We start from the raw sequence: 24,716 nt of genomic DNA on the forward strand, positions 1-24,716 counted from the left end.
ACACGCGTCAGAGAAGTACCGAGATATTGGTGCCCAGCGTCCACGCCGCAGCCGCGGTCAGGCCGGTGAGCGTCAACACCGTGAGCAGCCAGAACCACCCGGCTCGCTTGGCGCGCTGCCGGGCCCAGTAGAACTCGTCGAGGTCGATACCGGCGAATTGCCCTGTGACAGGCCGATATTCGGGCTCCACGGGCATCAGGTCGTCGCGGGTGAACTCGCGGGTGCGCTGCCGCGGTGCAGGCGCGCCCGGCGTGGGTGGCCCGGCGGTGACCTCGGTGGCCGCGAACCGGCTGTGGTGCAGCGCCGCCGACGCGTGCTGGGCCGAGTTGCGCGGCGCCGGCACCCGGAACGGCGGCAGCCCGAGTTCGTCGACGACGGCCGCAAGTTCGTCGGCCATATCTCCGGCGTCCGCGTATCGCTGCGCCGGCTCGCGGGCGGTGGCGTGCAGGACCAGCTCGTCGAATTGTGTTGGCACACCCGCGATCACGGTGCTGGGTGCGGGAACGTCGTTGTCCATCCGCTGATATGCCACGGCCAGGGCGCTGTCACCGGTGAACGGGGTGACGCCGGTGAGCAGCTCATAGAGCAGGACGCCGACGGCGTACACATCGCTGCGTGGTCCCGCATTGCCGGTGGCGACCTGTTCCGGCGACAGGTACGCCGCCGTCCCCAGGATCACGCTCGTCGAGGTGATCTTGGCTTCGGCCACCGCCCGCACCAGGCCGAAGTCGGCGATCTTGACATCGCCGTCATCAGAGATCAGCACGTTCTCGGGTTTGATGTCGCGGTGGACCAGCCCGGCCCGGTGGGCGACGGCCAAGCCGCCGAGCACCGGCGCCAGCACCGCCGCCGCGGCGTGCGGCGGCATCGGGCCGCGCTCGCGCAGCAGTTCCCGCAACGTGCCGCCCTCGACGAGCTCCATGACCAGAAACGGTTGCTGACCGTCGAGGCCTTGGTCGTACACGGCCACCAGGCCAGGGTCGCTGAGCCGCGCCACCGCACGCGCCTCACGCTGGAAGCGGGTGAGGAACTGGGCGTCGCCGGCGTAGCGGGAGTCCATGATCTTCACCGCGACGGGCCGGTCGAGGCGCAGATCCAGGCCGCGGTAGACCGCCGACATGCCTCCGGTGGCGATGATCGTGTCGACCCGGTACCGACCGTCCAGCACGGTCCCGGCGAGGGGATCCACCTGCGGGTTGGCTTCCACCGAAGACATGTTAACGAGATGGCGCAGGAGACCTAGACTCGATGCGGTGAGCACCATTCCGGCTGCCGAAGATGTTCTCGATCCCGACGAAGCCGTATATGACCTGCCCGAGGTCGCCGATCTGCTCGGGATACCGGTGTCCAAAGTGCACCAGCACCTCAAGGAGGGCCACCTGATCGGCGTGCGGCGCAACGGCAAGGTGGTCGTGCCGAAGATCTTCTTCGACCACACCGGCCATGTGGTCAAGTGCCTGAGCGGGCTGATCGTCGTGCTGCAGGACGGCGGATATCACGAGACCGAGATCATGCGCTGGCTGTTCACTGCCGACCCGTCGCTGACCATCCGCCGTGACGGCAGCACCGAGAACCAGCTCAACGCTCGGCCGGTTGACGCGCTTCATTCTCACCAGGCCCGTGAGGTGGTTCGCCGGGCCCAGGCGATGGCGTACTGACCGCCCGCCGTCGCGGCCGGTCGGGCGTGCGATAGAGCACGTACCACGCCACCGCGGCGCAAGCGGTGGCCAGCAGGACGTGTGTCCACGAGTACATTCCGTGCGCCCCGTCGGGCTTCCAGACCACGGTGATCCACGTCGACAACCCCGCGATGACCGCGATCGCCTGGCGGCTCTGAGCCAGCGCCGCCACCACCGCCAACGGCCAGGTGTAGTACCAGGGCAACGCCGCGGGCACGAACAACACCACGACGACCATCACCCAGGCGATGCCGAGCAGGGCCTCCCGGTCGGTATGGCGAAAACGCCACCACAACAACGGAAGTGAGACGGCGATGATCGCGATACCGATGATCCTGGTGATGTCGAGCACGGCGTAGAAGTTCACCGGGACGACCAGGCTGCCGATGACGTTGATGAGATTGGCCGCCGCGGTCGGGACGGTCAGCCAGTTGATGATCTTCACCGAGCCCGCGAGGGCGGTCAGCCAGCCCAGCCCGACCCCGGCGATCAGCGACACGATCGCGAACACCGCGACGAAGACCACCGCGGACGCCACCGTGGCCACGATGAAGGCCTTGAGCGCGCCGTAGCCGCGCCTGGACTGAAGGTCACGCGCCCATACCCACACCATGAACGGCAGAGCCAGGCCCGCGGTGGCTTTCACCGCGACCGCAGCGGCGATCAGGCTGACCCCCCAGCCGTGGTGGCCCTTCAGCGACAACGCGATGCCTGCCATCATCAGTCCGACCATCAGCATCTCGTTGTGCACGCCGCCCATCAGGTGGATGATCACCAGCGGGTTGAGTACGCAGATCCACAGCGCGGTCGGGCCGTCGGCGCCGACATGACGGGCCACCCGCGGCGCCGCCCAGATCAGCAGCGCCAGACCGGGCAGCATGCACAGCCGCAGCAGCATCGTGCCCGCGACGATGTCTTCGCCGACCAGCTGCGTGACGAACTTGGCGATCAGGATGAAGCCGGGCCCGTACGGCGCCGTCGTCGTCGTCCAGATCGGGCTCACGTTGTCCAGCAACGAATTCGGGTTGTCGACGGGGCCGACCGCATAGGGATCGAGCCCGTCCCGCAGCAGCGCACCCTGGGCCAGGTACGAATAGGTGTCCCTGCTGAACAGGGGAACGCTCAACAGCAGCGGCGCCAGCCAGAACCCCGTCGTGGCGATCATCGTGTATTCGGTTGTGGTGCGCCCGATCACGCGGCGGCCCAGCCACAGCCACGCCGCCAGCATCAATGCCACGCCGCCCCACAACAGCACCGACGACAGCACCAGCCCGTGCCCGAAGCGCAGCCACGACAGGTGAAGCGATTCCAGCAGCGGATCGTGCAGCCGGGTGCTGCCTGCGCCGAGCCCGCCCGCCGCGATCATCACCGCGCCCACAAAGCCCAACCGTGCCGACTGGGCCTGCGGTGACGTCGCGAACGAAACCAGTCGGGAAATGTGTTGTGCGACCCCGCTTCTGGGCGGGTGTGTCGATGTCGGAGTTGTCATGACCTTCTATGCGGACCGGTTCGCGGCCAATCTGGTGAGCTCGGACAGACCGGCTTTGGCGTGTTCGTCGATCGGTGCGGTGTCCAGGATCTCCAAAGCCCGTTGGGTGAGCTCGTCGATCCGGTGCTCGACGGCGGCCAGCGCACCCACCGACTCAATCGTCTGGCACAGCTCTTTGACCTCGACGTCGGACAGTTCGGTGCCGATCGCGGCCCGCAACTGTGCGGCCGCGGCCGGATCGTTCTTCTCGGCCAACTCGATCGCCTCGGCCAACAGCACGGTGCGCTTGCCCGACCGCAGATCGTCACCCGAGGGTTTCCCGGTGACTGCCGGATCGCCGAAGATGCCGAGGACGTCGTCGCGCAGCTGGAACGCGACACCGAGGTTGGTGCCCATCTCGTGAAAGGCCGCGAGGACCTCGGGCCGGTCGGCGGCCGCGGCCACGCCGAGCTGCAGCGGCCGCGAAATCGTGTAGGAGGCGGTCTTGTACAGGTTGACCGTCATCGCCGACTCCACCGTGTCGGCGCCGCTGGCCTCGGTGACGATGTCGAGGTACTGGCCGACGAGCACCTCCGACCGGATCGCGGCCCACACCTGGCGCACCCGTCGCTGCGCATCGGCAGGCAGGTCCACCGTTGCGACGATGTCGTCGGCCCACACCAGCGCGAGGTCGCCGAGCAGGATGGCCGCCGACATCCCGAACTGCTCAGCGGAGCCGTGCCAGCCGGCGTTGCGGTGCCGGTCGGCGAACATCCGATGCACCGTGGGCTGGCCGCGGCGCGTCGCCGAGGCGTCGATGACGTCGTCGTGCACCAGCGCGCAGGCGTGCAGCAGTTCGAGCGCGGAGAACAATCGCAGCACCCGCGGGTCGAGCGGGTCGTCGCGGCGATCGGCGACCGCACGCCAGCCCCAGTAGGCGAAGGCGGGCCGCAGCCGCTTACCGCCGCGCAGCACGAATTCCTCCAGGGCGGCGGTCAGTTCGCCGTAGGCGGCGCCCATGTAGGCGCCGTCCTCGGCGCGTTCGGCCAGCACCTGCCGCAGCTGCTCGGTGACGGCGCCGGCTAACTGCGCGGCCGACGGTGCCGCTGTGTGCACGCTCAGAGGGCGCCCCTTTCTCCGTGCGCTGGACCGGCCCGAATGCATTCAGAGTAGAGCCTGCCGTCCGGCAATGAGCAACTCAGGCGCGGCCACGCGGTGGCTACTGCCGGCGTTCGCCGACGCGGGGGGACTGGTCGCGGTTCATGTAGGCCAGCGCGCCGATGATGCCCGCCACCAGCAACGATCCCAAGCCAAGCCAGATCGCGGCGCCCGTGAACGAGCGGGCACTGGGATCGGTGTAGCGCGCCTGGGCGTTCATCGTGCTGACCACGCCCGGGCGCAGTTTCCACTCGACGATCTCGGTGGAGACCTGCTCACCGTTGGTCGAGGTCACCTCGCCGGGAAACGACACGGACAACGACACGTCGGCTTCCGGATCGTTGAGCGAGGTGAGGTCGGCGCGGCCCTCGAGGATCACCAGATCGCCGGCGCGGCGCAACGAGATGTCGACACCGGCGGCGTCGCGGTTCATGTTGGCCAGTTGCGGCACCTCGGCGAACGTCAGGTCGGAGAACACCGCCCGCGAGCCCACGTAGTCGTCGCGCTCGTACTCCGAGACCGCCACCTTGTTGGCGAACGGCAGGTTGTTGAGCAACTGCGGGCCCTTGTCGTCGGCGTTGCGGGGCTTGGCCGCCGCGACGATCTGCCCGGACACCCGGTCGTCGGGGGAGACGGTGAGCGAGGTCCGGACCCGGACACATCCGACCGCTGTCGGCAACACCACGAGCAACAACATGACGACGGCGAGCAGCCGGGTTCTGCTGTCGCGGGTCAGGAGGGCCGGCACGTGGTCATCGTGCCAGACGGGCCGGGCGGCCGAAGCGTGTCGCCGCATCGCGGCGATCACAACGGTAGTGACCGGCCGAGGATCGCGAATGCCCGCGGATCCCCCGCGAAGTGGTAACCCCGGATGACGTCGGTGAAGCCCAGCCGGCGGTAGAGCCGCCAGGCGCGGTTCGCCTCGCCGTTGATCTCGGGTGTGGACAACAGCACGTGAGACTCGTCGCGGCCGGCCAGCAGCCGGCGCGCCAACGCCTCACCGAGACCGCGGCCTTGGGCGCGCGGGTGGATGTGCAGCTCGGTGAGCTCGAAGTAGCTCGTCATCAGCTCGGAGATCCGTGAGCGGTCCGCCCCCACCCGGTGCAGACCGGCCACGACCTGCTGCTGCCACCACTGGTCGGGGGCGCCGCAGTAGCCGTACGCGATGCCCAGCATCGGCGCCGACGCCAGCACGGCGGTGTCCGGCGCCGTTCCGCGTCCGGCGTTCTGGTCAGGGACTTCGACCGCGGCAACGGCCTTCCAGCCCTGCCTGCGGGTGTGCTCAAGCCACATCGACGCGCGCTGCGCCTCTGTGCCCCGCGGATACCGCATCGCGTCGACGTACACGGCAAGCGCGTCACCGAGCCGGCGTTGCATATCGCTCGGCGACAGATCGATGAGAAATGTCGCCAACTGGTCTCGCCCTCTCCGAGGTTCGTGCGGTGTGGTCCCATTCCATTATTCGGTGAACACGCCGCTGACTCCCAGCGGCGGTGCCCGTCATACAATCGAGCATCCAACTAGGTGGTACGGCTCAGACTGACCTCGTATCATGACTGTTAGGTGCCCGTTGAGGCGGGTGCGCACGTTAAATGTGAGATGGCCGGGTCGGCCCGGGTTGCGAGGGAGGGACGAATGCCACTCTCCGATCATGAGCAGCGCATGCTCGACCAGATCGAGAGCGCGCTCTACGCCGAGGACCCCAAGTTCGCGTCGAGCGTTCGTGGTGGGACTCTGCGAGCTCCCTCGGCGCGGCGCCGGCTGCAGGGCGCTGCGCTCTTCGTGGTCGGGCTGGCACTGCTGGTCTCGGGCGTCGCGTTTCCCGCCACGCAGATCAGCGGGTTTCCGATTCTCTCCGTTCTCGGCTTCGTGGTGATGTTCGGCGGCGTGGTGTTCGCCATCACCGGCCCGCGCATCGTCGGAGGCCGAGACCGCGCTCCCGAGGTGGGCGCACAACGCCAGAAGCGGGTCAGGGGTTCGGGCGGGTCGTTCACCAGCCGGATGGAAGACCGCTTCCGTCGCCGGTTCGACGAATAGACCGTTCACCGATCGAGTCAAGGGGTGGCCCGTAGGGGCCGCCCCTTTTTTATTGCTTGCCGAGCTTCCCCACTTCCCCCCACGCCAGTGAGCTGGGGTTTTGTGGTCCGCATCGCATCGGCTTCGGAGCCCGGGTGGCGCTTGGTGGGGACACCACGACATTGTGACGGAGCTTTGGGGGCAAAGTGGGGGATTGTGGGGTAAAGTGGCGGACAGCGGAGCGACCGGGGTTCCGTTGATCGGCAGGAGGTTGGCGAGATGTTTCTCGGCACCTACACGCCGAAGCTCGACGACAAGGGGCGGCTCACGCTGCCCGCCAAATTCCGCGACGCGCTGGCAGGAGGGTTGATGGTCACCAAGAGCCAAGATCACAGCCTTGCCGTCTATCCGCGCGCCGAGTTCGAGAAACTGGCACGACGAGCGTCGCAGGCAACGCGGAGCAACCCGGAAGCCCGTGCGTTCCTGCGAAACCTCGCCGCGGCCACCGACGAACAGCACCCCGACGCACAAGGCCGAATCACGCTGTCGGCCGACCACCGTCGCTACGCGAACCTGTCCAAGGAATGCGTGGTGATCGGGGCGGTCGACTACCTGGAGATCTGGGATTCAGCGGCATGGCAGGAGTACCAGCAGACCCACGAAGAGAACTTCTCAGCGGCCACCGATGAAGCTCTGCACGACATCATCTGACTCGGTGGCCGACCGGCTCGGTGCCCCTGCACCGCGGCCTCTGCCCGAACCGGCCCTGGCGTACTTCCCCAACGCCAGGTCCGTGCTCTCGGACAGGGACCCCGATGCAGCGGGCACGCGGCCGGCCGGACGCGACGACTCGGGGGCACATGCGAGAGGTGTTGCGATGGTCCGGGATCCTCACGGACACGTGCCGGTCCTGCTCGACCGCTGCGTCGAGCTCCTCAAGCCGGCGCTGACCCGGCACAGCGCCGACGGCACCGGAGCGGTGCTGGTCGACGCCACCCTGGGCGCCGGCGGACATGCCGAGCGGTTCCTCTCCGAACTTCCCGGTCTGCGGCTGATCGGGCTGGATCGCGACCCCGACGCCCTGTGGATCGCAGGGGAGCGGCTGGCCCCGTTCGGCGATCGGGTGATGCTGGTCCGCACCCGCTACGACGGCATCGAGGGGGTGCTCACCGAAACCGGGTACTGGGCAAGCAAAGTCGACGGCATCCTGTTCGACCTCGGCGTGTCCTCGATGCAACTCGACCGCACCGAGCGCGGGTTCTCCTATTCGGCGGACGCGCCGCTGGACATGCGGATGGATCCGGACGCGACGCTGACCGCCGCCGAGGTCGTCAACACCTTCGACGAGAAGTCGCTGACCCGAGTGCTGCGCGAGTTCGGTGAGGAGCGTTTCGCCAATCGCATTGCCGCGCAGATCATCCGCCGTCGCGCCCGTCGACCGTTCGCCACCACCGGCGATCTGGTCGAACTGCTGTATGAGGCGATCCCCGCGCCGGCCAGGCGCACCGGCGGGCATCCGGCCAAGCGCACCTTCCAGGCGCTGCGCATCGTCGTCAACGGCGAACTGGACTCGCTGCGCGCGGCGCTGCCCGCGGCGCTCACCGCGTTGGCGCCGGGTGGCCGGATCGTGGTGATGTCCTACCAGTCCCTCGAGGACCGCATCGTCAAGCGCGCGTTCGCCGCCGCAACCGCCTCCCGTACCCCTGCGGACCTGCCCGTCGAGTTGCCCGGTCACGAACCACAGTTCGCCGCGTTGACCCGCGGCGCCGAACGGGCAACGCCGGCGGAGGTTGAACGCAACCCGCGTAGTGCCCCGGTGCGGCTGCGCGCACTGGAAAAGGTGGAGGGAGTCGCGTGAGACCCAAGCAAGCGAAAGGCAAGGCGCCCGTCCGCGACAGCGACGAGCGTCGACGCAACCCACGCAATGCCCGCAACGTGCGTAACGCCCGCGCCGCACAGCGCCGCCCGGCCGACGCGCCGCCGCGGCGCAAACCCACCCGCGAGCAGCGCCCGACGCGGTCGGCGCCGCAGACCGGTCCCATCCGTCGTCCGGTCGAGCGCTCGGCGCGGCCCAAGAACACCAGCCAGGCCAAAGCCCGGGCCAAGGCGCGTAAAGCCAAGGCGCCCAAGGTCGTTCGTCCTCCGCTTCGTGAGCGGCTCATCGTCAAGCTCGCGTCGATCGACCTCAATCCGCGAACGCTGGTCGCCAGGGTGCCGTTCGTCGTGCTGGTCATCGGGTCGCTGGGCCTCGGTCTGGGCATCACGCTGTGGCTGTCCACCGACGCCGCCGAGCGCTCCTATCAGCTCGGCAACGCCCGCCAGACCAACCAGGCGCTGTTGCAGCAGAAGGAAGCGCTGGAGCGCGACGTGCTCGAAGCGCAAGCCGCGCCCGCGCTGGCCGAGGCGGCCCGCGATCTGGGCATGATTCCGTCGCGCGACACCGCGCACCTCGTGCAGGATCCCGCGGGCAACTGGATCGTGGTCGGTACGCCCAAACCCGCCGAGGGAGTGCCGCCGCCACCGCTGAACACCCCGCTGCCGGAGGCGACCCCGTCGCCGCCGCCTTCTGCCGCGCCTGGGCCCCGGGTGATCGAACCGCTGGAGCGCTCGGTCCGGTTGCCGTCCACGACAGAGCAGGTGCCCGGCGCGCTGCCGCAGGCGCAGGTGCCCGGCGCGCTACCGCAGGCGCAGGTGCCCGACGCGCTACCGCAGGCGCAGGTGCCGCCCGGCGTCGAGGTCCCGTACGCGGTATCCCCACCGGTGCCCCAGCAGGCGGTACCCGCCCAGCCGCCCGCGCTCGCCCCGCCTGACGGGCAGACGCTGCACGTGCCCGCGCAGGGACTTCCCGGCCCGATGCCCACTGCCCAGCAACCGCTTCCGGCGGCCGCGCCTGCGGTAGGCAATCCGGCATGAGCCGCGCCGACCGCAAGACTCGGCGCGGGGCGAAGCCGAAAGCCCGCCCCGCCAAGGGCGCACCCGCCACGCAGGAGCGGTCGGCCAAGGCGCGTCGCACCCGCGCACCCATCGTCGACACCGGGCTGCGCAGTGCCTCGTTCGTGTTCCGGCACCGCACCGGCAACGCGGTGATCTTCCTGCTGCTGGTCGTGGCCGCCGCCCAGTTGTTCAACCTTCAGGTGCCGCGCGCCGCGGGCCTACGCGCCGAAGCGGCAAGCCAACTCAAGGTCACCGACGTCGACAAGGCAGTGCGTGGCGCGATCGTCGACCGCGACAACGACAAGCTGGCATTCACCATCGAGGCACGAGCGTTGACGTTCCAGCCGCTCAAGGTGCGCAAGGAACTGGAGGAGGCCAGGGCGAAGACGTCCGAGGCGCCCGACCCCGACGAACGGCTGCGCGAGATCGCCAAGGAGGTGGCCTCGCGACTGAACAACAAGCCCGACTCGACGACGGTGCTCAAGAAGCTCAGAAGCAACGAGACATTCGTCTATCTGGCGCGCGCGGTCGACCCGGCCATCGCCGAGGCGATCAGGGACAAGTACCCCGAGGTCGGTGCGGAGCGCCAAGATCTGCGCCAGTACCCGGGCGGCTCGCTGGCCGCCAACGTCGTCGGCGGGATCGACTGGGACGGACACGGCCTTCTCGGACTTGAGGATTCGCTCGACGCCGTGTTGGCGGGCACAGACGGGTCGATCACCTACGACCGCGGCTCCGACGGTGTGGTGATTCCCGGCAGCTACCGCAACCGCCACGACGCGGTCGACGGCTCCACGGTCGTGCTGACCATCGACGACGACATCCAGTTCTACGTACAACAGCAGGTGCAGCAGGCCAAGAACCTGTCGGGGGCCAAGAACCTGTCGGCCGTGGTGCTGGACGCCAAGACCGGCGAGGTCCTCGCGATGGCCAACGACAACACCTTCGATCCGTCTCAGGACATCGGGCGGCAGGAGAATCGCGAACTCGGCAACCCCTCGGTGTCCGCACCGTTCGAGCCGGGCTCGGTCAACAAGATCGTCACCGCCGCGGGCGTCATCGAATACGGCCTGTCCCAACCCGACGAGGTGCTGCAGGTGCCCGGCTCCATCCACATGGGCGGGGTCACCGTCGGCGACGCCTGGGAACACGGCGTCATGCCCTACACCACCACCGGGGTGTTCGGGAAGTCGTCCAACGTCGGCACGCTGATGCTCGCGCAGCGGCTCGGCCCGGAACGGTTCGCAGAACTGTTGCGCCGCTTCGGTCTCGGTCAACGCACCGGCGTCGGCCTGCCCGGCGAAAGCGCAGGCATCGTTCCGCCGATAGACCAGTGGTCGGGCAGCACGTTCTCCAACCTGCCCATCGGACAGGGTCTTTCGATGACCCTGCTACAGATGACGGCGATGTACCAGACCATCGCCAACGACGGCATGCGGGTCCCCCCGCGCATCGTCAAGACCACGATCGCCCCGGATGGCACCCGCACCGAGGAACCCCGTCCCGAAGGCGTGCGGGTGGTATCGGCGCAGACCGCCAAGACCGTGCGCGAGATGCTGCGCGCCCCCGTGCAACGCGACCCGCGCGGCGTGCAGCAGGGCACCGGCCCGCACGCCGCCATCGAGGGCTATCAGGTGTCGGGCAAGACCGGTACCGCGCAGAAGATCAACCCGGCCTGCGGCTGCTACTACAGCGACGTCTATTGGATTACCTTCGCCGGCATGGCGCCCACGGAGGACCCGCGCTACGTCGTGGGCGTCATGGCCGACGACCCGGACCGCACCGCCGACGGCGAGCCCGGCAGCTCGATGGCGCCGCTCTTCCACAACATCATGTCTTGGCTGCTGCGCAGCCAGAACGTGCCGCTGTCCAAGGATCCGGGCCCGCCGCTGGTGCTGGTCGCCGACTGAGCCCGGCGGCCCTGCTTGCGGCGGGGCGCCCCAGCCAGGCCGGTACTGTGTGAGCGCCATGAACCTGCGTCCCAGCCATCCTGCCGGCGCCGCGCTCGGGCAGCTTGCCGAGCAGGTGGCGGCGGTGCCGGCGACCCCGCCGGCCACACCTGACCTGCGGGTCACCGGGGTGACGCTGCGCAGCAAGGACGTGCGGGCCGGCGACCTGTTCGCCGCGCTGCCCGGCGCGGCGTCGCACGGCGGGCGCCACGTCGGCGAGGCGCTGGAGCGCGGTGCGGTCGCGGTGCTCACCGACCCCGAGGGCATGGCGCACATCGGCGCGGATGCCGCGGTGCCCGTCCTGGTGCATCCGGCGCCACGCACGGTGCTCGGGCAGCTGGCCGCCGCCGTGTACGGACACCCGTCGGAGAAGCTGCGGGTGATAGGTGTGACGGGGACGTCGGGCAAGACCACGACCACCTACCTGGTCGAAGCCGGGCTGCGGGCGGCCGGCCGGGTGGCGGGCCTGATCGGCACCGTCGGCATCCGGATCGGCGGACGCGACCAGCCCAGCGTGCTGACCACCCCGGAGGCCCCCGACCTGCAGGCGTTGTTGGCGGTGATGGCCGAAGCCGGTGTCGACACCGTCGTCATGGAGGTGTCCAGCCACGCGCTGTCGCTGGGGCGGGTCGACGGCGTGCACTTCGCGGTCGGCGGGTTCACCAACCTGTCGCGTGACCACCTCGACTTCCACCCGACGATGCGGGACTACTTCGAAGCCAAGGCACGGCTGTTCGATCCCGAATCACCCACGTGCGCAGACGTTTCCGTCGTGTGCATCGACGACGACGCGGGACGCGAGATGGCGGATCGGGTGCGTCGGCCGGTGACGGTGAGCAGCACCGGTGTCGGCGCCGACTGGCGCGTCGAAGACATCCGCGCGGTCGATGCGGGCTCCGCGGCGGCCGCGCAGGAGTTCACCGCCGTCGACCCCGCAGGCGGGCATCACCGGCTGGCCATCGGCCTGCCCGGCCGCTACAACGTGGCCAACTGTCTGCTGGCCGTGGCGCTGCTGGACGCGGTCGGGGCGGCCCCCGAGCAGGCGGCGTCCGGGCTGCGCACGGCCACGGTGCCCGGACGGCTCGAGGTCATCGACCGCGGCCAGGACTTCCTCGCGCTGGTCGACTACGCGCACAAACCCGGCGCGTTGCAGGCCGTCCTCGAAACGTTGCGTGAGCAGGGCACCGGCCGGTTGGCCGTGGTGTTCGGTGCGGGCGGCAACCGGGACGCCGGCAAGCGCGCCCCGATGGGCCGCGTATCCGCCGAGCTGGCCGACCTGGTCGTGGTCACCGACGACAACCCGCGTGACGAGGATCCCGCCGAGATCCGCGCGGCGATCATGGCGGGCACCACAGGCGGCACCGCCGAGGTGGTCGAGATCGGCGATCGCCGCAAGGCCATCGAGCACGCGGTGGCCTGGGCACGACCAGGCGACATCGTGCTGGTGGCGGGCAAAGGCCACGAGGCCGGACAGACCAGCCGCGGCCACACCCGCCCGTTCGACGACCGCGATGTGCTGGCCGACGCGTTGGAAGCATTGGAGCAGGGCACGTGATCGCCCTGTCGCTGGCCCGGATCGCCGACATCGTCGGGGGCCGCCTCGTCGACATCAGCGCGGAGGAGGCCGCGACCACTCGCGTCACCGGAACCGTCGAATTCGACTCGCGCGCGGTCACACCCGGCGGGTTGTTCCTCGCGCTTCCCGGCGCGCGCTCCGACGGGCACGACCACGCCGCGGCCGCCGTCGCCGCGGGTGCGGTCGGGGTGCTGGCCGCCCGGCCGGTCGGGGTACCCGCCATCGTCGTGACGCCGACGCCCGCGACGACCGACCGCGGCGGTTTGGTGTTCGAACACGACGCCGACGGCTCGGGGGTGGCGGTGCTGGGGGCGCTGGCCAAGCTGGCCGCCGCGGTGGCCGCCGAACTCGTCCACGGCGGGCTGAAAGTCATTGGGATCACCGGCTCCTCGGGCAAGACCTCCACCAAGGACCTGGTGGCGGCGGTGCTGGCCCCGCTCGGGGAGGTGGTCGCGCCGCCGGGCTCGTTCAACAACGAGCTCGGCCATCCCTGGACGGTGTTGCGCGCCACCGAGGCCACCGACTTCCTGGTGCTGGAGATGTCCGCGCGGCATCGGGGCAACGTCGCCGCGCTGGCCGAGATCGCCGTCCCGTCGATCGCGGTCGTGCTCAACGTCGGCACCGCACACCTCGGCGAGTTCGGTTCGCGCGAGGCCATCGCGGAGACCAAAGCCGAACTGCCCCAAGCCGTTCCGCCCGACGGCGTGGTGATCCTCAACGTCGACGACACCGCTGTGGCGGCGATGGCCGAGCGGACCCGTGCCCGGGTGATCCGGGTCAGCCGCGAGCCGGGCGCCCGCGCGGACGTGTGGGCGGAGGCGGTCACGCTGGATGCGTTGGCGCGCCCGCGCTTTCGCCTTCACTCCGGCGGTCGGCACGTCGATGTCGCGCTGGCGGTGCACGGCGATCACCAGGTGTCCAACGCGCTGTGCGCGGCGGCCGTCGCGCTCGAATGCGGCGCCACCCTCGAGCAGGTGGCCACCGCGCTGGCCGCGGCAGGACCGGTGTCCAAGCACCGCATGGCGGTCGTCACCCGCGACGACGGCGTCACGATCGTCAACGACGCCTACAACGCCAACCCGGACTCGATGCGGGCCGGGTTGAAGGCGCTGGCCTGGATGGCCCGCGTGGGCGGCGGGCGCCGCAGCTGGGCGGTGCTCGGCGAGATGGCCGAGTTGGGCGACGACGCGATATCCGAGCATGACAACATCGGGCGGCTGGCCGTGCGATTAGATGTCTCACGACTCGTCGTCGTAGGAACCGGGAGGGCTATGAGCGCCATGCACCACGGGGCGGTCATGGAGGGATCGTGGGGCTCTGAGGCCACCATGGTCCCCGACGCCGACGCCGCGCTGGCGTTGCTGCGGGCCGAACTGCGGCCCGGCGACGTGGTGCTGGTGAAGGCGTCCAACGCGGCAGGCCTCGGGCCGCTGGCCGACGCGCTGGCCACCGATGGGACCACCGGATGAGGCAGATCCTCATCGCCGTCGGTATCGCGCTGACGGTGTCGATCCTGCTCACCCCGGTGCTGATCCGGCTGTTCACCCTGCAGGGCTTCGGCCACGAGATCCGCGAGGACGGACCACCCAGCCACCACAAGAAGCGGGGCACCCCGTCGATGGGTGGGGTGGCGATCGTCGCCGGCATCTGGGCCAGCTACCTGGGCACCCACCTGGTCGGCATCGTCATCGACGGCAAGGGCCCGTCGGCGTCGGGCCTGCTGGTGCTCAGCCTGGCCACCGCGCTCGGCCTCGTCGGCTTCCTCGACGACCTGATCAAGATCCGGCGGGCCCGCAACCTCGGCCTGAACAAGACCGCCAAGTCCGTGGGCATCCTGGCCGCCGCGGTGATCTTCGGGGTGTTGGCGCTGCAGTTCCCCAACGCCGACGGCCTGACGCCCGGCAGCCCCGAACTGTCCTACGTCCGCGAAATCGCCACGGTCACGCTGCCGCCCGCGATTTTCGTGCTGTTCTGCGTCCTGATCGTCAGCGCCTGGTCGAACGCCGTGAACCTCACCGACGGCCTGGACGGGCTGGCGGCCGGCGCGATGGCCATGGTGTGTGCGGCATACGTGCTGATCACGTTCTGGCAGTTCCGCAACGCCTGCGCAACCACCCCCGGGCTCGGCTGCTACAACGTGCGCGACCCGTTGGACCTGGCGATCGTCGCGGCCGCCACCGCGGGCGCCTGCATCGGCTTTCTGTGGTGGAACGCGGCGCCGGCCAAGATCTTCATGGGCGACACCGGGTCGCTGGCGCTCGGCGGCATCATCGCCGGGCTGTCGGTCTCCAGCCGCACCGAGATGCTGGCGGTGGTGCTCGGCGCGCTGTTCGTCGCCGAGGTGGTCTCGGTGGTCGTGCAGATCATGGCGTTCCGGACCACCGGACGCCGGGTGTTTCGGATGGCGCCCTTCCACCACCACTTCGAGCTGGTGGGCTGGGCGGAGACGACGGTGATCATCCGGTTCTGGCTGTTGACGGCGATCGCCTGCGGGCTGGGGGTGGCGCTCTTCTACAGCGAATGGCTGACCACCGTCGGGGCCTGACGTGACCGAGCTCGCCCCGCTGGTGCGCGGCGCCCGGGTCCTGGTCACCGGCGCCGGGCTCACCGGCCGCTCGGTCAGCGCCGTGCTCGAACCGACCGGCGTGCGGCTGACGATCTGCGACGACGACCCGCTGGCCCTGCAACGCCTGATCACCCCCGCCGCCGTGGTGACCACCGCGCAGGCCGAGGCCGATATCGGCGATTACGCGCTGGTGGTCACCAGCCCCGGCTTCTCGCCCGACACCCCGGTGCTGGCCGCGGCGGCGCGCGCCGGGGTGCCGATCTGGGGCGACGTCGAACTGGCGTGGCGGCTGGATCGCGCGGGTGAATTCGGTCCGCCGCGCCGCTGGCTCGTGGTGACCGGCACCAACGGTAAGACCACCACCACCTCGATGCTGCACGCCATGCTGATCGCGGCGGGCCGACGCGCCGCGCTGTGCGGCAACATCGGCAACCCGGTGCTCGACGTGCTCGCCGAACCGTCGGACATCTTGGCCGTCGAGCTGTCCAGCTTCCAACTGCACTGGGCGCCGTCGCTGCGACCCGACGCCGGCGCGGTGCTCAACGTCGCCGAGGACCACCTGGACTGGCACGGCTCGCTGGCGGCGTACGCCCGCGACAAGGCCCGGGTGCTCGACGGCCGGGTCGCCGTCGTCGGGCTCGACGACCCGCTGGCGTCGACCCTGCTCGAGACCGCCGCGGCGCCGGTGCGCACCGGGTTCCGGCTCGGGGCGCCGGGCCCGGGCGAGCTCGGCGTGCGCGACGGGATGTTGATCGACAACGCGTTCGGCGACCAGGTTCGGCTGGCCGAGGCGGCCGCGATCCCGCTCGCCGGTCCGATCGGTGTGCTCGACGCGCTCGGCGCGGCCGCGCTGGCCCGCGCCGTCGACGTGCCCGCCGAGGCCATCGCCGCCGCCATGAGCCGCTTCCAGGTCGGCAGGCACCGCGCCGAGGTCGTCGCGACAGTCGACGGCGTCACCTACGTCGACGACTCCAAGGCCACCAACCCCCACGCCGCGCAGGCCTCGATCGCCGCCTATCCGCGGGTGGTGTGGATCGCCGGGGGGCTGCTCAAGGGCGCCTCGGTCGATGAACTGGTGGCATCGGTGGCGGACCGGCTGGTCGGCGCCGTGCTGATCGGGCGCGACCGCGAGGTCATTGCCAATGCGTTATCGCGACACGCACCGAATGTCCCCGTCGTTACGCCTGTGACGGGGGAGGATTTTGGGATGCTTGGGGCAAATGGGACAGATGAGACAGGGCGGATGGTGATGTCAGCCGTCGTGGCCGCCGCCCAGGACCTGGCCGAACCCGGCGACACCGTGCTGTTGGCGCCCGCCGGGGCATCCTTCGACCAGTTCAGCAGCTACGGGCACCGCGGCGATGCGTTCGCCGAGGCCGTCCGCGCCCTGTCCCGGTAGCGCCGATGAGCAACATCCTCACCCGGTTGCGGAATCGCAGGTCCGGCGCCTCCCCTAACGGTGCCGAGCAATCGTCCGACGCGCGGGTGCCGCGCACCCGGTTCGGCAACTGGCTGGGCCGACCGATGACGTCGTTTCACCTCATCATCGCCGTCGCGGCCCTGCTCACCCTGCTCGGCCTGACGATGGTGCTCTCGGCCTCCGGGGTGTACTCCTACGACCAGGACGGCTCGCCGTGGGCGGTGTTCGGCAAGCAGGTGCTGTGGACCGTCGTCGGCCTGGTCGGCTGCTACATCGCGTTGCGGATGCCGGTGCAGATGATGCGCAGCCTGGCGTTCACCGGGTTCGCCATCACGATCGTGCTGCTGATCCTGGTGCTGATCCCCGGAATCGGCAAGGTGGCCAACGGATCCCGCGGCTGGTTCGTGGTCGGCGGCTTCTCCATGCAGCCGTCGGAGCTGGCGAAGATCGCGTTCGCGATCTGGGGTGCCCACCTGTTGGCGGCGCGCCGGATGGAGCGGGCCTCGCTACGCGAGATGCTGATCCCGCTGGTGCCCGCCGCCGTCGTCGCGCTGGCGCTCATCGTCGCCCAGCCGGACCTGGGACAGACGGTGTCGCTGGGCATCATCCTGCTGGCACTGCTGTGGTATGCCGGGTTGCCGCTGCGGGTGTTCGTGTCCTCGCTGTTCGCCGTCATCGCGTCGGCCGCCGCGCTGGCCATGGTGGAGGGGTACCGCTCCGAGCGGGTGATGTCCTGGCTGAACCCCACCCTGGACACACAGGGCTCGGGATACCAGGCCAAGCAGGCGAGGTTCGCGCTGGCCAACGGCGGGTTCTTCGGGGACGGGCTGGGCCAGGGGGCGGCCAAGTGGAACTACCTGCCCAATGCGCACAACGACTTCATCTTCGCGATCATCGGCGAGGAACTCGGCTTCATCGGGGCCGCCGGGCTGCTGTGTCTGTTCGGGCTGTTCGCCTATACCGGGATGCGGATCGCGCGGCGCTCGGCCGATCCCTTCCTGCGGTTGGTGACCGCGACCGCGACGCTGTGGATCATGGGCCAGGTCTTCATCAACGTCGGATACGTGGTCGGCCTACTGCCGGTCACCGGACTGCAGTTGCCGCTCATCTCCGCCGGTGGAACCTCAACGGCGACAACGCTGTTCATCATCGGCATCATGGCCAACGCGGCGCGGCACGAACCCGAGGCGGTGGCCGCCCTGCGCGCCGGGCGCGACGACCGGATGAACCGGCTGTTGCGGCTGCCCCTGCCCGCGCCCTATGTGCCCAGCCGCACCGAAGCGCTGCGCGACCGACTGCACGCGCAGAAGGCGAACCAGAAACAGCGCGCCCGGGCGGCCAAACCCGCGAGACCCGCCGCGAAACCCGCGCGCAAACCGGCCTCCGACAACCGGCGCAAAGCCCACGCGGCTGCTCGGCCGGTGCGGGCCTCAAGGCATCATGGAGGCGGCCGAACGGAGAAGGGCCGACGATCGCGCACATTGGAAGGTCAGCGTTACGGGTGAAGGACACGGTGTCGGTCCCTCGGGGGCAGGGGGACGACCGGGGGGTCTCTGTGGTGCTCGCGGGCGGTGGAACCGCGGGACACGTCGAACCGGCGATGGCGGTCGCCGACGCCCTGACCGCGCTCGATCCCACTGTGCGGATCACCGCGCTGGGCACCGAGCGCGGGTTGGAAACCACGCTGGTCCCCGAACGCGGATATCACCTTGAGCTGATCACGCCCGTGCCGCTGCCGCGCAAACTGTCGGGTGATCTGCTGCGGCTGCCCCTGCGGGTGCGCCGCGCGGTGCGGCAGACCCGCGCGGTGCTCGACGACGTCGGCGCCGACGTCGTCGTCGGGTTCGGCGGATACGTCGCATTGCCCGCGTACCTGGCGGCGCGAGGCGGGCTGGCCCGCCGCCGCGTGCCCGTGGTGGTGCACGAAGCCAACGCCAGTGCGGGCTGGGCCAACCGGGTGGGCGCCCGCACGGCGCGCCGCGTGCTCTCGGCGGTTCCGGACCCCGGATTGCGCGACGAGGTCGAGGTGGTGGGGGTGCCGGTGCGCGCGGCCATCACCACGCTGGACCGGATGGCGTTACGGGCCGAGGCGCGAGCACATTTCGGGTTCGCCGACGACGCGAAGGTGCTGCTGGTCTTCGGCGGCTCCCAAGGTGCCCAGTCGCTCAACCGCGCCGTCGCTGCGGCAGCCAAAGACCTTGCCGCCGCGGGGGTCTCGGTCCTGCATGCGCACGGTAAGAAGAACACCCTCGATCTTCGCGAGCCCGCTGACGGCGACCCGCCCTACGTCGCCGTTCCCTACCTGAACCGGATGGACCTCGCCTACGCCGCAGCGGATCTGGCGATCTGCCGCTCGGGGGCGATGACGGTCGCCGAGGTGACCGCGGTCGGCCTGCCCGCCGTCTATGTGCCGTTGCCCATCGGCAACGGCGAACAACGGCTCAACGCGCTGCCCGTCGTCAACGCGGGGGGCGGGCTGATCGTCGACGACGCCGAGTTGTCACCGGGTTTCGTCGCCGACACGGTGGCCGGCCTGCTCACCGACACCGGCAGGTTGCAGTCGATGACCGCGGCAGCCGCCCTCGCCGGGCACCGCGACGCCGCGCGGCGCGTCGCGCAGATCGCCATCGACGTCGCCAAAGCCGATCGTGAGGGTGTGCGGTGAACCTGCCCGAAGATCTGCAGCGGGTGCACATGGTCGGCATCGGGGGAGCGGGCATGTCGGGCATCGCGCGCATCCTGCTGGACCGTGGCGGCATGGTGTCGGGTTCCGACGCGAAGGAATCCCGCGGTGTCGTCGCGTTGCGCGCACGCGGGGCGGCGATCCGCATCGGTCACGACGAGTCCTCGCTGGACCTGCTGCCCGGCGGCCCGACGGCGGTGGTGACCACGCACGCCGCGATACCCAAGACCAACCCCGAGCTCGTCGAGGCCCGCAGGCGGGGAATCCCGGTGGTGCTGCGCCCGGTGGTGCTGGCCAAGCTGATGGCGGGGCACACCACGTTGATGGTGACCGGCACCCACGGCAAGACGACCACCACATCGATGCTCATAGTGGGGTTGCAGCACAGCGGTTTTGATCCGTCGTTCGCCGTCGGCGGCGATCTGGGGGAAGCGGGCACCAACGCGCACAACGGCAGCGGCGACTGTTTCGTCGCCGAGGCCGACGAGAGCGACGGATCGCTGCTGGAGTACACCCCCGACGTCGCGGTCGTGACCAACATCGAGGCCGATCATCTGGACTACTTCGGCAGCGTGGACGCCTACGGGGCGGTGTTCGACGATTTCGTCGAGCGGCTCAAACCCGGTGGAGCGCTTGTTATCTGCGCCGACGACCCCGGCGCGGCCGCGCTCGGCGAGCGCACCGCGGCGCTGGGCATCAGGGTGCTGCGCTACGGCGGCGACCCAACTCAGTCCCTCGCGGCCACGCTTTTGAGCTGGGAGCAGCACGACACCGGCGCGGTGGCCCACGTCCAGTTGGCCGATGAGCCGCGCCCACGGGTGATGCGGCTTTCGGTGCCCGGTCGACACATGGCGCTCAACGCGCTCGGTGCGCTGCTGGCGGCGATGCAGGTCGGCGCCCCGGTCGACGCGGTCCTGGACGGTCTGGCCGGCTTCGAAGGCGTCCGCAGGCGTTTCGAGTTGGTGGGAACAGCCGGTGGGGTCCGCGTCTTCGACGACTACGCGCATCACCCGACGGAGGTCCGTGCGACGCTGAGCGCGGTGCGCACGGTGACCGAGCAGGCCGGGGGAGGCCGCTCGATCGTCGTGTTCCAGCCGCACTTGTATTCGCGCACAGAGACTTTCGCCCGCGAGTTCGGAAGAGCCCTCGACGGCGCAGACCAGGTGGTGGTGCTCGACGTGTACGCGGCGCGCGAGCAGCCGATCGCCGGGGTGAGCGGGGTCAGCGTCGCCGAACACGTCAGCGTGCCGGTGCGATACGTCCCGGACTTCTCCGCCGTCGCCGAACAGGTCGCCGAAATCGCCGAGCCCGCCGACATCGTCGTCACCATGGGCGCCGGCGACGTGACCATGCTGGGCACCGAAATCCTGGCCGCGCTGCAGGCCAAGGCCAACCGCAGCGCGCCGGGCCGATCCGGAACCGCGCTGCGATGACCGAGCCGGCCGACACCAACACCGGTGACGATGCCGCCACCGATGCCGCCACCGATGCCGACGGCGCGACGGCACCGGACACGGGCGCCGCGCCGACCCTGCCCGCGGCCGCCCCGGACTACGAGGGCCCCCGCCGGCGGGCGCGGCGGGAACGCGAAGAACGCCGTGCGGCCCAGGCCCGCGCCATGGCGATCGAGAAGGCCAGGCGCGAGGCCAAGCGCCGCGCCATGGGGCAGCCGGCCGGCGAGGCGAAAAAGCTTGGCAGGGGCACGGTTCGGGGCCTGAAGGCGTTGATGTGGTCGGCGCTGATCAGCGTCATCGTCGTCGGTCTGGGCCTGCTGCTGTACTTCACCCCGCTGATGTCGGTGCGCAACATCGCGGTCATCGGACTGGACCTGATTCCCCAGGAGGAGGTCGTCGGCGCGGCCGCCGTCGCCCCCGGGACGCCGCTGCTGCAGGTGAGCACCGACGCGGTCGCCGAGCGTGTCGCGACGATCCGCCGGGTGGCCAGCGCGCGTGTGCAGCGCCAGTACCCGTCGACGCTGCGGATCACCGTCGAGGAGCGCGTGCCCGTCGTCGTCAAGGACTACCCGGACGGCCCGCACCTCTTCGACCGCGACGGGGTGGACTTCGCGACCGAAGTGCCGCCGCCCGGGGTGCCCTACCTCGACACCGAGATGCCCGGGCCCAACGACCCGCCCACCAAGGCCGCGCTGCAGGTGATGACCTCGCTTCCACCCGAGGTGGCCGCCCAGATCGCGCGGGTCTCGGCGCCGTCGGTCGCCGCGATCACGCTGCAACTGGTCGACGGCCGGGAAGTGGTGTGGGGCACCACCGATCGCACGGAGGAGAAGGCGGTCACGCTGGCGGCCCTGCTCACCCAGCCCGGACACATCTACGACGTGTCCAGCCCGGATTTGCCTACGGTCAAGTAGGCGCCCGGCGAACCGGTGGCGCGACGCTCCACAAAAAACCCGACACGCGCATCGGCGCGCCTGCCTGGATCCCTCGCGACCACGTCCTACCGTTCTGGTTGCGCGGAACAACTTGACATAACTATAACCCTCTGGTTGAGGTTGAGAGTTTACTGGATGTGTTCAAGCCGTTCGGCGTCCGCACCGGCAACCAGGGAGGAAGGCGATCGATGACCCCCCCGCACAACTACCTCGCCGTGATCAAGGTCGTCGGCATCGGCGGTGGCGGCGTCAATGCCGTCAACCGGATGATCGAGCAGGGCCTCAAAGGCGTCGAGTTCATCGCCATCAACACCGACGCGCAGGCGCTGTTGATGAGCGACGCCGACGTCAAGCTCGACGTCGGCCGTGACTCCACCCGGGGCCTGGGCGCCGGCGCCGACCCCGAAGTGGGGCGCAAGGCGGCCGAGGACGCCAAGGACGACATCGAGGAACTGCTGCGCGGCGCCGACATGGTCTTCGTCACCGCCGGTGAGGGCGGTGGCACCGGCACCGGAGGCGCACCGGTCGTCGCCAACATCGCCCGCAAGCTGGGTGCGCTGACCGTCGGCGTGGTGACGCGGCCGTTCTCGTTCGAGGGCAAGCGCCGCAGCCAGCAGGCCGAGGCCGGCATCACCGCGCTGCGGGAGAGCTGCGACACCCTGATCGTGATCCCCAACGACCGGCTGCTGCAGATGGGCGACGCCGCCGTGTCGCTGATGGACGCGTTCCGCAGCGCCGACGAGGTGCTGCTCAACGGCGTGCAGGGCATCACCGACCTGATCACCACCCCGGGCCTGATCAACGTCGACTTCGCCGACGTCAAGGGCGTGATGAGCGGGGCGGGCACGGCGCTGATGGGCATCGGCTCCGCCCGCGGCGACGGGCGCGCGCTCAAGGCCGCCGAGATCGCGATCAACTCACCGCTGCTGGAAGCCTCGATGGAAGGCGCCCAGGGTGTGCTGCTGTCGGTGGCGGGCGGCAGCGATCTGGGGCTGTTCGAGATCAACGAGGCCGCCTCGCTGGTCCAGGACGCCGCGCACCAGGACGCCAACATCATCTTCGGCACCGTCATCGACGACTCGCTGGGCGACGAGGTCCGCGTCACCGTGATCGCCGCCGGGTTCGACTCCAGCGGGCCGGGACGCAAGCCGGTGGTGAGTACGTCGGAGACCTCGCCCATCGAACCGGGCAAGGCGGGCAAGGTGAGCACCTCGCTGTTCGAACCCGCCGACGCGGCCAGCGTGCCGGCCCACACCAACGGCGCGACGGTCAGTATCGGCGGCGACGACGGCGGCATCGCCGACGACGACGTCGACGTGCCACCCTTCATGCGCCGCTGAGCGCGGGACAATACTGGCGACCGTGACGGTTCGCATTCGGCGCGTGATCACCACCCGCGCCGGCGGCGTGTCCGCGCCGCCGTTCGACACCTTCAACCTGGGTGACCACGTCGGCGACGACCCCGCCGCGGTGGCGCAGAACCGCAAGCGTCTGGCCGCCACGATCGGCCTCGGTGAAAACGGCGTGGTCTGGATGAACCAGGTGCACGGTGATCACGTCGAGGTGGTCGACGGCCCGCCGAAGCCCCCCGCCGCCGTCGACGACACCGACGCCTTGGTCACCGCGACGCCGCGGTTGGCGTTGGCGGTGGTGACCGCCGATTGCGTGCCGGTGCTGATGGCCGACGCGCGCGCGGGCGTGGTGGCCGCCGTTCACGCCGGACGGGTCGGCGCGCAGAAGGGCGTCGTGGCGCGAGCGGTGGAGGCGATGCTCGGCCTGGGCGCCCACACCGAGGACATTTCGGTGCTGTTGGGCCCCGCGGTCAGCGGACGCAACTATGAGGTGCCCGCGGCCATGGCCGACGAGGTGGAGGTCGCGCTCCCCGGTAGTCGCACCGTCACGGCGAAGAACACCCCGGGTCTGGATCTACGGGCCGGAATCGCCAGGCAACTCACCGATTTGGGGGTCACCGCGATCGATGTCGATCCGCGGTGCACCGTGGAGGACGCCAGCCTGTTCAGCCATCGACGCGACGCCCCAACCGGTCGGCTGGCGTCGCTGGTGTGGATGGAATGACGGCGACCGTGGCGACGACGCGCGAACTCGAATTGGCCGAGGCGCTCAACGCCGTGCGGGCACGGATCGCCGGTGCCGCCCGGGCGGCCGGACGCAATGCCGACGAAATTGAATTGCTTCCGATCACGAAATTCTTTCCGGCCTCCGATGTTCTGATATTGGCCCGATTGGGGTGTCGTGCTTTCGGCGAATCCCGGGAACAAGAGGCGTCGAGAAAAGTCGCGGAATTGAACGAAATGGCGGACGCCTCACCGATTCGCTGGCACATGGTGGGCCGGATTCAACGCAACAAAGCGCGCTCGATCGCCGGGTGGGCGTACGCGGCGCACGCCGTCGACACCCGCAAGGTGCTCGACGCGCTCGACCGCGCTGCCGGGGAGGCCCTGGCGGCCGGGCGGCGCGACGCACCGTTGCGCGTCTACATCCAGCTCAGCCTCGACGGCGACGAACAGCGTGGCGGCATCGATGTGGAAAGGCCCGATCTCGTGGACGAACTGTGTGCGGCAGCCGACGCCGCGGAGGCGCTCGAGTTCGCCGGGCTGATGGCGATCCCGCCGCTCGGCGCCGATCCCGATACCGCGTTCGCTCGGTTACACCGTGAGCATCAGCGGGTGCAAAACCGCTATCACCAGCGGCTCGAGCTGTCGTCAGGAATGTCCGGCGACCTCGAGGCGGCGATCAAACACGGCTCAACGTGTGTGCGTGTCGGTACCGCGCTATTGGGGCACCGTCCTCTAACGTCTCCCTGAGTAGTCACTCTAGTCACATATTCATCACAGACACCAGAGCCTGAGTCACCAGA

The 24,716-nt window shown here is 69.9% G+C and carries 22 protein-coding genes; 17 read left to right on the forward strand and 5 right to left on the reverse strand.

Features of this window, described 5'->3' with window-relative positions:
• Positions 1-7: 7 nt before the first annotated feature.
• On the reverse strand, positions 8-1,216 hold the full coding sequence (locus G6N28_RS21875) for a protein kinase domain-containing protein (RefSeq protein ID WP_163903948.1): 1,209 nt from the start codon (positions 1,214-1,216) through the stop codon (positions 8-10).
• Positions 1,217-1,253: 37 nt separating this feature from the next.
• Between G6N28_RS21875 and G6N28_RS21880 the strand changes: the two genes are divergently transcribed.
• On the forward strand, positions 1,254-1,658 hold the full coding sequence (locus G6N28_RS21880) for an Rv2175c family DNA-binding protein (RefSeq protein ID WP_163903950.1): 405 nt from the start codon (positions 1,254-1,256) through the stop codon (positions 1,656-1,658).
• On the opposite strand, the gene G6N28_RS21885 is transcribed toward G6N28_RS21880, so the two are convergent.
• The 4 genes from G6N28_RS21885 to G6N28_RS21900 all read right to left on the reverse strand — a co-directional run bounded on the left by G6N28_RS21885 (position 1,579) and on the right by G6N28_RS21900 (position 5,718).
• Entirely contained in the window at positions 1,579-3,168 is a 1,590-nt protein-coding gene (locus G6N28_RS21885) for an alpha-(1->6)-mannopyranosyltransferase A (protein WP_163903952.1), read from the reverse strand. The two genes, G6N28_RS21880 and G6N28_RS21885, sit on opposite strands and share 80 nt — an antisense overlap.
• 6 nt (positions 3,169-3,174) lie before the next feature.
• Positions 3,175-4,263 carry a bifunctional (2E,6E)-farnesyl/geranyl diphosphate synthase gene (gene idsA2, locus G6N28_RS21890; RefSeq protein WP_163903954.1) on the reverse strand — a complete coding sequence of 363 codons (1,089 nt, stop codon included), beginning with the start codon at positions 4,261-4,263 and terminating at the stop codon, positions 3,175-3,177.
• A 103-nt stretch (positions 4,264-4,366) separates the two neighbouring features.
• Positions 4,367-5,002, reverse strand: a complete 636-nt coding sequence (locus tag G6N28_RS21895) for an LppM family (lipo)protein (RefSeq protein ID WP_163906520.1) — start codon at positions 5,000-5,002, stop codon at positions 4,367-4,369.
• Positions 5,003-5,109: 107 nt separating this feature from the next.
• Positions 5,110-5,718 (reverse strand): GNAT family N-acetyltransferase, encoded by a 609-nt coding sequence (locus G6N28_RS21900; RefSeq protein ID WP_163903956.1) that lies wholly within the window; start codon positions 5,716-5,718, stop codon positions 5,110-5,112.
• A gap of 222 nt (positions 5,719-5,940) precedes the next feature.
• Here G6N28_RS21900 and G6N28_RS21905 point away from each other — a divergent pair, with 222 nt between their 5' ends.
• The 16 genes from G6N28_RS21905 to G6N28_RS21980 all read left to right on the forward strand — a co-directional run bounded on the left by G6N28_RS21905 (position 5,941) and on the right by G6N28_RS21980 (position 24,663).
• Positions 5,941-6,342: an SCO2097 family morphological protein gene (locus G6N28_RS21905; protein WP_163903958.1), complete on the forward strand. Its 402-nt coding sequence runs from the start codon at positions 5,941-5,943 to the stop codon at positions 6,340-6,342.
• A gap of 258 nt (positions 6,343-6,600) precedes the next feature.
• On the forward strand, positions 6,601-7,032 hold the full coding sequence (gene mraZ, locus G6N28_RS21910) for a division/cell wall cluster transcriptional repressor MraZ (protein ID WP_163903960.1): 432 nt from the start codon (positions 6,601-6,603) through the stop codon (positions 7,030-7,032).
• Positions 7,007-8,179, forward strand: a complete 1,173-nt coding sequence (gene rsmH, locus G6N28_RS21915) for a 16S rRNA (cytosine(1402)-N(4))-methyltransferase RsmH (RefSeq protein ID WP_179962133.1) — start codon at positions 7,007-7,009, stop codon at positions 8,177-8,179. The genes mraZ and rsmH overlap by 26 nt, the downstream gene beginning before the upstream one ends.
• On the forward strand, positions 8,176-9,234 hold the full coding sequence (locus G6N28_RS21920) for a cell division protein FtsL (RefSeq protein ID WP_163903964.1): 1,059 nt from the start codon (positions 8,176-8,178) through the stop codon (positions 9,232-9,234). Before rsmH ends, G6N28_RS21920 begins: the two co-directional genes overlap by 4 nt.
• Positions 9,231-11,165: a peptidoglycan D,D-transpeptidase FtsI family protein gene (locus G6N28_RS21925; RefSeq protein ID WP_163903966.1), complete on the forward strand. Its 1,935-nt coding sequence runs from the start codon at positions 9,231-9,233 to the stop codon at positions 11,163-11,165. Before G6N28_RS21920 ends, G6N28_RS21925 begins: the two co-directional genes overlap by 4 nt.
• A gap of 58 nt (positions 11,166-11,223) precedes the next feature.
• On the forward strand, positions 11,224-12,759 hold the full coding sequence (locus G6N28_RS21930) for a UDP-N-acetylmuramoyl-L-alanyl-D-glutamate--2,6-diaminopimelate ligase (RefSeq protein WP_163903968.1): 1,536 nt from the start codon (positions 11,224-11,226) through the stop codon (positions 12,757-12,759).
• Positions 12,756-14,249 carry a UDP-N-acetylmuramoyl-tripeptide--D-alanyl-D-alanine ligase gene (locus G6N28_RS21935; RefSeq protein WP_163903970.1) on the forward strand — a complete coding sequence of 498 codons (1,494 nt, stop codon included), beginning with the start codon at positions 12,756-12,758 and terminating at the stop codon, positions 14,247-14,249. Before G6N28_RS21930 ends, G6N28_RS21935 begins: the two co-directional genes overlap by 4 nt.
• Positions 14,246-15,325, forward strand: a complete 1,080-nt coding sequence (mraY, locus tag G6N28_RS21940) for a phospho-N-acetylmuramoyl-pentapeptide-transferase (RefSeq protein ID WP_163903972.1) — start codon at positions 14,246-14,248, stop codon at positions 15,323-15,325. Before G6N28_RS21935 ends, mraY begins: the two co-directional genes overlap by 4 nt.
• A 1-nt stretch (position 15,326) precedes the next feature.
• Positions 15,327-16,745, forward strand: coding sequence for a UDP-N-acetylmuramoyl-L-alanine--D-glutamate ligase (gene murD / locus G6N28_RS21945; RefSeq protein ID WP_163903974.1), 1,419 nt, complete (start codon positions 15,327-15,329; stop codon positions 16,743-16,745).
• Between the two features lie 5 nt (positions 16,746-16,750).
• Entirely contained in the window at positions 16,751-18,271 is a 1,521-nt protein-coding gene (ftsW, locus tag G6N28_RS21950; RefSeq protein ID WP_163903976.1) for a putative lipid II flippase FtsW, read from the forward strand.
• Between the two features lie 95 nt (positions 18,272-18,366).
• The gene (gene murG / locus G6N28_RS21955) at positions 18,367-19,431 is read left to right on the forward strand and encodes an undecaprenyldiphospho-muramoylpentapeptide beta-N-acetylglucosaminyltransferase (RefSeq protein WP_235674792.1); all 1,065 of its coding nucleotides are present in this window, start codon (positions 18,367-18,369) and stop codon (positions 19,429-19,431) included.
• Positions 19,432-19,460: 29 nt separating this feature from the next.
• Positions 19,461-20,882 carry a UDP-N-acetylmuramate--L-alanine ligase gene (gene murC, locus G6N28_RS21960; protein ID WP_163906522.1) on the forward strand — a complete coding sequence of 474 codons (1,422 nt, stop codon included), beginning with the start codon at positions 19,461-19,463 and terminating at the stop codon, positions 20,880-20,882.
• Positions 20,879-21,817 (forward strand): cell division protein FtsQ/DivIB, encoded by a 939-nt coding sequence (locus tag G6N28_RS21965; protein ID WP_163903978.1) that lies wholly within the window; start codon positions 20,879-20,881, stop codon positions 21,815-21,817. The genes murC and G6N28_RS21965 overlap by 4 nt, the downstream gene beginning before the upstream one ends.
• Before the next feature lie 209 nt (positions 21,818-22,026).
• Positions 22,027-23,178: a cell division protein FtsZ gene (ftsZ, locus tag G6N28_RS21970; RefSeq protein WP_163903982.1), complete on the forward strand. Its 1,152-nt coding sequence runs from the start codon at positions 22,027-22,029 to the stop codon at positions 23,176-23,178.
• Positions 23,179-23,200: 22 nt separating this feature from the next.
• A complete protein-coding gene (pgeF, locus tag G6N28_RS21975; RefSeq protein WP_163903985.1) occupies positions 23,201-23,914 on the forward strand; it encodes a peptidoglycan editing factor PgeF in 714 nt (237 codons plus the stop codon).
• Positions 23,911-24,663, forward strand: a complete 753-nt coding sequence (locus G6N28_RS21980; protein ID WP_163903987.1) for a YggS family pyridoxal phosphate-dependent enzyme — start codon at positions 23,911-23,913, stop codon at positions 24,661-24,663. The genes pgeF and G6N28_RS21980 overlap by 4 nt, the downstream gene beginning before the upstream one ends.
• Positions 24,664-24,716: the final 53 nt, after the last annotated feature.

The sequence above is a fragment of the Mycolicibacterium pulveris genome, assembly GCF_010725725.1.
Lineage (GTDB): Bacteria > Actinomycetota > Actinomycetes > Mycobacteriales > Mycobacteriaceae > Mycobacterium > Mycobacterium pulveris.